The following is a 6583-nucleotide window of genomic DNA, read 5'->3' on the forward strand; positions in this document are numbered from 1 at the left end:
CTCGTGGGATGGCGTGACCGCGGCGTCGAGATCAAGACGCCCGAGCAGCTCCTGCTGATGCGTCGCGCCGGCCTGGTGGTCGGCGCGACGCTGCAGCTCCTCTCCGAGAGCGTCCGCCCCGGCATGACCACCGGGGAGCTGGACGCGATCGCGGAGGACAGCATCCGCTCCCGGGGGGCGGTGCCCTCGTTCCTGGGCTACCAGGGCTTCCCCGGGAGCATCTGTGTCTCCGTGAACGAGGAGGTCGTCCACGGCATCCCCGGTGACCGGGTGCTGGCCGAGGGTGACCTCGTCTCCATCGACTGCGGTGCGATCGTGGAGGGCTTCCACGGCGACGCCGCGCTCAGCGTGGTCGTCGGTGGTGCCCCGTCCGCGGCGGACGCCGAGCTCCTGCGCATCACGCAGGAATCGATGTGGCGCGGCATCGCCGCCGCCCGCGACGGCGGTCGGGTCACCGACATCGGTCACGCGGTCGAGTCCTACGTCCGCTCCCAGGACGCTACCGGCACCGCGCTCGGCATCGTCGAGGACTACGTGGGCCACGGCATCGGCACCGAGATGCACCTGCCGCCCAACGTCCCGAACTACGGCAAGCCCGGTCGCGGGCCCCGTCTCGTCCCCGGACTGGCGCTGGCCGTCGAGCCGATGCTCACCGCGGGAGACCCCGAGACCGACATCCTCGAGGACGAGTGGACCGTGGTCACCGCCGACGGTGCCCGCGCCGCCCACTTCGAGCACACCTTCGTGCTCACCGAGCACGGGCACTGGGTGCTCACCGCGCTCGACGGGGGAGAGGAGCGCCTGACCGCGCTCGGCGCCACCTTCGGCCCGCTCGCCGACTGACGGCCGGGGCGTCCGGCGTCACGTCGGCGCCGGCTGCGTCGACGTGGGCGGGGCTGGGTACGGTGAACAGGTCGCGTCCGCCCCGGGGTCGCGACGTCCGTTCCTGAAAGGCCCCCTGTGGACGTCCCCGTCTGGCTCTGGGTCGGCACCGTCGTGCTGACCACCACGCTGCTCCTCGTCGACGTGCTGGTGATCGGCCGGCGGCCGCACGAGCCGAGCACCGCGGAGTCCGCGCGGCACCTGGCCGGCTTCGTCGGCCTGGCCGTGCTGTTCGGGCTGGGGGTCTGGTACTTCTCCAGCGGCGACTACGCCGGCCAGTTCTTCGCGGGGTGGCTGACCGAGTACTCCCTCTCGGTCGACAACCTCTTCGTCTTCCTGCTGATCATGGCCCGCCTGCACGTGCCGCGGCAGTTCCAGGCCACCGCCCTGCTCATCGGCATCGTCATCGCCCTCGTGCTCCGTGGCGTCTTCATCGCCCTCGGCGCGGCCGCGATCGACCAGTTCAGCTGGGTGTTCTACCTCTTCGGCCTGTTCCTCGTGTACACGGCCGTCAAGCTCGTCCTGGACCACGGCGAGGAGGACCCCGCCGAGCCCGCGCCCGTGCGCTGGGTCCGCACGCACCTGCCGTTCTCCGACCACTACGACGGCGTGAAGCTGTCCACGCGGGTCGACGGCCGGCGACTCGGCACCCCGATGCTGATCGTCGTGCTCACCCTGGGCATGACCGACCTGCTCTTCGCGCTGGACTCGATCCCTGCGATCTACGGGCTCACCAGTGAGGCGTACCTCGTCTTCGCGGCCAACGTGTTCGCCCTGATGGGTCTGCGCCAGCTCTACTTCCTCATCGGCGACCTGCTCGAGCGGCTGGTCTACCTGTCCTACGGCCTCAGCGTGCTGCTCGCCTTCATCGGCGTGAAGCTGGTGCTGCACGCGATGCACACCAACGAGCTGCCCTTCCTCAACGGCGGCGAGCCGATCTCCTGGGCGCCTGAGGTGCCGACCTGGCTCTCGCTGGTGGCGATCGTGGTGATCCTGGGCGTCACCACCGTGGCCAGCCTGCTCAAGGACGCCAAGGACCGGGTGGACGCGGCCGGCTGACGCCGGTCGAGGGCCGGGGCGGCATCGCGGCGAGACCCGCGAGGAACAGCGTCGGCAGCGCCGGTGTTGTGACCGGTGATGACCACGCAGCTCCCCACTCTGTCAGTCCTCGACCTCGTCCCCGTGCGCGGTGACCAGTCCTCGGCGCAGGCCCTCGCCGCGACCCTCGAGGTCGCGCGGGCCGCGGACGCCCTCGGCTACCACCGGTACTGGGTGGCCGAGCACCACAACATGCCCGCCGTCGCGGCGACCAACCCGCCGGTGCTGCTCGCGATGATCGGCTCGGCGACGAGCCGCATCCGCGTCGGCAGTGGCGGCGTCATGCTGCCGAACCACGCCCCGCTCGTGGTGGCAGAGCAGTTCGCACTGCTCGAGGCCGCGTTCCCCGGCCGCGTCGACCTCGGCATCGGCCGCGCCCCGGGCACGGACCCGATCACGTCCTACGCGCTGCGCCACGGCGCCGGGGGAGTGGACGACCAGGCCGTCACCCGGTTCCCGCAGTACGTGGACGACGTGCTCGCGATGATGGACACCGACGGCGTCGCCGTCAGCGTCGCCGGCCGCACCCAGGCGCTGCGGGCCACGCCGGCCGCCGACTCGGTGGCCGCCGTCTGGCTGCTGGGCAGCAGCGACTACTCGGCCCGCCTCGCGGCGGAGAAGGGCCTGCCCTACGTCTTCGCCCACCACTTCAGCGGGGACGAGCGGGCCACCGCGGACGCGGTGCGGCTGTACCGGGAGTCCTTCCGGCCCTCCGAGCTGCTCGCCGAGCCGCGGACGTTCCTCACCGTCAACGCCAGCGTGGCCGAGGACGCGGACGAGGCCTACCGGCTCGCCCTGCCCCAGCTGCTCACCATGCTCGCGCTGCGCACCGGTGCTCCGCTGCGTCCGCTGGCCTCGGTGGAGGAGGCGGAGAAGGTCGAGCTGGCCGCCGGCCAGCAGGAGATCGTCGACGCCATGGCGTCGCGCTGGGTGATCGGGGCCCGGGACGAGGCGCGCCGCCGCGTCGCAGACCTGGCCGCTCGCTTCGCGGTGGACGAGGTGATGGTCAACCCGGTCGCCGGGGCCCACGAGGGCACCGAGCCGGGCAGCGCACCGGCGCGCGTCGACACGCTGCGGCTGCTCGCCGGCTGATGCTGGCGCGCGGGCACCCGCGCGCCTACACTGCTGGACCCGCCCCGGCGAGGCCGATTCGTGGTTCCACACGGCTTCGCCCTACACTGGCGTGTCGGTCCAACGTGGGCCGTACCGCTTTCCTCGCGGCTGCCCGTGCCCAGCACGGCAAGAGGGAGGTGGGCGGCGGCACGAGGTCCACGACCACCTGCGTGGTCGGAGGTTCCCGGACCACCCGAGCAGCGACCTGCTGCCCGGTGCACCAACGGTAGACACCTACAACGGATTGCGGAGGACATGCCGAAGAAAGAAGGCGTGATCGAGATCGAGGGCACCGTCGTGGAGGCCCTGCCCAACGCCATGTTCCGCGTCGAGCTGAGCAACGGCCACAAGGTTCTCGCCCACATCAGCGGCAAGATGCGCCAGCACTACATCCGGATCCTCCCCGAGGACCGCGTGGTGGTGGAGCTCTCCCCCTACGACCTGTCCCGCGGTCGGATCGTCTACCGCTACAAGTAGCCAGCCGACTGGCCCCCCGGGGCCACAGGAAGGACTTGACATGAAGGTCAAGCCGAGCGTCAAGAAGATCTGCGACAAGTGCCAGGTGATCCGTCGCCACGGCCGCGTCATGGTCATCTGCTCCAACCCGCGTCACAAGCAGCGCCAGGGCTGAGCCCGAGCGTCTCGACGCACCGCATGGCCCACGGGCCGCGCGCCAGCACCACCGCAACAACTCCACACACGTGTCCGCTAAGGCGCCCCTCACCTCGGTGATCGGTGCCGGCATCCACCTCCGGAGCAGGAGCCGGAGCCCGGGTCTCGACGAGACGTCCCGGGGCGCGGCACGACCGACACTCCCGCAGAACCAGAAAGGCCACTGACATGGCACGCCTCGTCGGTGTCGACCTTCCGCGCGACAAGCGCATCGAGGTCGCTCTCACCTACATCTACGGCATCGGCCGTACCTCCGCCAAGAAGGTCCTCGAGGTGACCGGCGTCGACCCCAGCACGCGGGTCCACGCGCTCACCGAGGATGACCTGGTCAAGCTTCGCGACGCGATCGAGGCCAGCTACCAGATCGAGGGTGACCTCCGCCGTGAGGTCCAGGCGGACATCCGCCGCAAGATCGAGATCGGTAGCTACCAGGGTCGCCGCCACCGCATGGGTCTGCCCGTGCGTGGTCAGCGCACCAAGACCAACGCGCGTACCCGCAAGGGCCCCAAGCGCACGGTCGCCGGCAAGAAGAAGGCGAAGTGACGGCGGGCCTCACGGCCGCCTCCCGCTGACTTCCTCGATCCACACTCGACCAGAACTTCAGGAGAGAAATGCCTCCCAAGAGCCGTCAGGCTGCGGCGAAGACCAAGATCCGCCGCAAGGAGAAGAAGAACGTCGCTCAGGGCGAAGCCCACATCAAGAGCACGTTCAACAACACCATCGTCACGATCACCGACCCGACCGGTGCGGTGATCTCGTGGGCCTCTGCCGGCACCGTCGGCTTCAAGGGCTCCCGCAAGTCCACCCCGTTCGCCGCGCAGATGGCCGCCGAGGCCGCGGGTCGTCGGGCGATGGAGCACGGCATGAAGAAGATCGACGTCTTCGTCAAGGGCCCGGGCTCGGGCCGCGAGACGGCGATCCGTTCCCTGGGTGCGATCGGCCTCGAGGTCGGCACCATCCAGGACGTCACGCCGACGCCCCACAACGGCTGCCGCCCGCCCAAGCGCCGCCGCGTCTGACCCCGCGCACGAGAACAGGAGACTTGAGAAATGGCCCGTTACACCGGCCCCATGACCCGCAAGTCGCGCCGTCTCGGCGTCGACCTGGTGGGTGGTGACGCCGCTTTCGAGCGTCGCCCGTACGCCCCCGGCCAGCACGGCCGCGCCCGCATCAAGGAGTCCGAGTACCGCACTCAGCTCCAGGAGAAGCAGAAGGCTCGCTTCACCTACGGCGTGATGGAGAAGCAGTTCTACAACTACTACGTCGAGGCCTCCCGCCGCGACGGCAAGACCGGTGACAACCTGCTCCGCATGCTCGAGGCCCGCCTCGACAACGTGGTGTACCGCGCCGGCTTCGCGCGCACCCGCCGTCACGCCCGCCAGCTCGTGGTCCACGGCCACTTCCTGGTCAACGGCAGGAAGGTGGACATCCCCTCGTACCAGGTCTCCGCGCACGACGTCATCGACGTCCGCGAGAAGTCCCTGGAGATGACCCCGTTCATCGTGGCCCGCGAGACCCACGGTGAGCGCGTCGTCCCGGCGTGGCTCGAGGCCCTGCCGCAGCGGATGCGCGTCCTGGTGCACCAGCTCCCCGTCCGGGCGCAGATCGACGTCCCGGTGCAGGAGCAGCTCATCGTCGAGTTCTACTCGAAGAAGTGACCTCGTGACGGCGCCCCGGCGGGTTTCGACCCGCCGGGGCTCCGTCACCCCCGCGCCACCTCCTCCACCCCCGCAGTTCGGGTCCCTCATATAGCGGTCGGTCCCGGAAAGGAACACATCAGTGCTCATCGCACAGCGCCCCACCCTCTCGGAAGAGCCGGTCGACGAGTTCCGCTCGCGCTTCGTCATCGAGCCCCTCGAGCCCGGCTTCGGCTACACGCTCGGCAACTCGATGCGCCGCACGCTGCTCAGCTCCATCCCCGGCGCCTCGGTCACGAGCATCAAGATCGACAACGTCCTCCACGAGTTCTCCACGGTCGAGGGGGTCAAGGAGGACGTCACCGAGATCATCCTGAACCTCAAGGCGCTCGTGGTCTCCTCGGAGCACGACGAGCCCGTCACCATGTACCTGCGCAAGTCGGGTGCCGGTGACGTGACTGCCGCGGACATCGCCCCGCCGGCCGGTGTCGAGGTGCACAACCCCGACCTGCGCATCGCCACGCTGTCCGACAAGGGCAAGCTGGAGATGGAGCTCGTCGTCGAGCGCGGCCGTGGCTACGTCTCGTCCGCGCAGAACAAGGGCGCCGACAACGAGATCGGCCGCATGCCGGTCGACTCGATCTACAGCCCCGTGCTGAAGGTCAGCTACAAGGTCGAGGCCACCCGTGTCGAGCAGCGCACCGACTTCGACAAGCTGGTCATCGACGTCGAGACCAAGCCGTCGATCCGCCCGCGCGACGCCCTCGCCTCGGCCGGCAAGACCCTGGTCGAGCTCTTCGGCCTGGCGCGTGAGCTGAACGTCGAGGCCGAGGGCATCGACATCGGCCCGTCGCCGGTCGACGAGCAGCTGGCCGCGGACCTCGCCCTCCCGGTCGAGGACCTCCAGCTGACCGTCCGCTCCTACAACTGCCTCAAGCGCGAGGGCATCCACACCGTGGGTGAGCTCATCGGTCGCTCGGAGCAGGACCTCCTCGACATTCGCAACTTCGGTGCGAAGTCGATCGACGAGGTCAAGGCCAAGCTCGTGGAGATGGGCCTGTCCCTCAAGGACAGCGCGCCCGGCTTCGACCCGCACGCCGCTCTCGCCGCCTACAACGACGACGAGGACGACGCGTTCGTGGAGGACGAGCAGTTCTGACCCCGTGACGTGGGCCCGCGCG

9 protein-coding genes are annotated in these 6583 nt (G+C 69.8%); all 9 read left to right on the forward strand.

The window, feature by feature from the left end; all coding sequences use genetic code 11:
- Nucleotides 1-3 precede the first annotated feature (3 nt).
- Entirely contained in the window at nucleotides 4-843 is an 840-nt protein-coding gene (map, locus tag M8316_RS02310) for a type I methionyl aminopeptidase (protein ID WP_250051652.1), read from the forward strand.
- A gap of 117 nt (nucleotides 844-960) precedes the next feature.
- Nucleotides 961-1941 (forward strand): TerC family protein, encoded by a 981-nt coding sequence (locus tag M8316_RS02315; RefSeq protein WP_250051655.1) that lies wholly within the window; start codon nucleotides 961-963, stop codon nucleotides 1939-1941.
- Between the two features lie 78 nt (nucleotides 1942-2019).
- Nucleotides 2020-3072 carry an LLM class flavin-dependent oxidoreductase gene (locus tag M8316_RS02320; protein ID WP_250051657.1) on the forward strand — a complete coding sequence of 351 codons (1053 nt, stop codon included), beginning with the start codon at nucleotides 2020-2022 and terminating at the stop codon, nucleotides 3070-3072.
- A gap of 276 nt (nucleotides 3073-3348) precedes the next feature.
- A complete protein-coding gene (gene infA, locus M8316_RS02325) occupies nucleotides 3349-3570 on the forward strand; it encodes a translation initiation factor IF-1 (protein WP_136569982.1) in 222 nt (73 codons plus the stop codon).
- Between the two features lie 40 nt (nucleotides 3571-3610).
- Entirely contained in the window at nucleotides 3611-3724 is a 114-nt protein-coding gene (gene rpmJ / locus M8316_RS02330) for a 50S ribosomal protein L36 (RefSeq protein WP_136569981.1), read from the forward strand.
- 209 nt (nucleotides 3725-3933) lie between these two features.
- Nucleotides 3934-4308: a 30S ribosomal protein S13 gene (rpsM, locus tag M8316_RS02335; RefSeq protein WP_250051659.1), complete on the forward strand. Its 375-nt coding sequence runs from the start codon at nucleotides 3934-3936 to the stop codon at nucleotides 4306-4308.
- Between the two features lie 68 nt (nucleotides 4309-4376).
- A complete protein-coding gene (gene rpsK / locus M8316_RS02340; RefSeq protein ID WP_250051661.1) occupies nucleotides 4377-4784 on the forward strand; it encodes a 30S ribosomal protein S11 in 408 nt (135 codons plus the stop codon).
- A gap of 30 nt (nucleotides 4785-4814) precedes the next feature.
- Nucleotides 4815-5423, forward strand: a complete 609-nt coding sequence (rpsD, locus tag M8316_RS02345; RefSeq protein ID WP_250051663.1) for a 30S ribosomal protein S4 — start codon at nucleotides 4815-4817, stop codon at nucleotides 5421-5423.
- Nucleotides 5424-5544: 121 nt separating this feature from the next.
- Entirely contained in the window at nucleotides 5545-6561 is a 1017-nt protein-coding gene (locus M8316_RS02350) for a DNA-directed RNA polymerase subunit alpha (RefSeq protein ID WP_250051665.1), read from the forward strand.
- Nucleotides 6562-6583 lie beyond the last annotated feature (22 nt).

It is taken from the genome of Nocardioides bruguierae (assembly GCF_023554635.1).
GTDB classification, from domain to species: Bacteria; Actinomycetota; Actinomycetes; order Propionibacteriales; family Nocardioidaceae; genus Nocardioides; species Nocardioides bruguierae.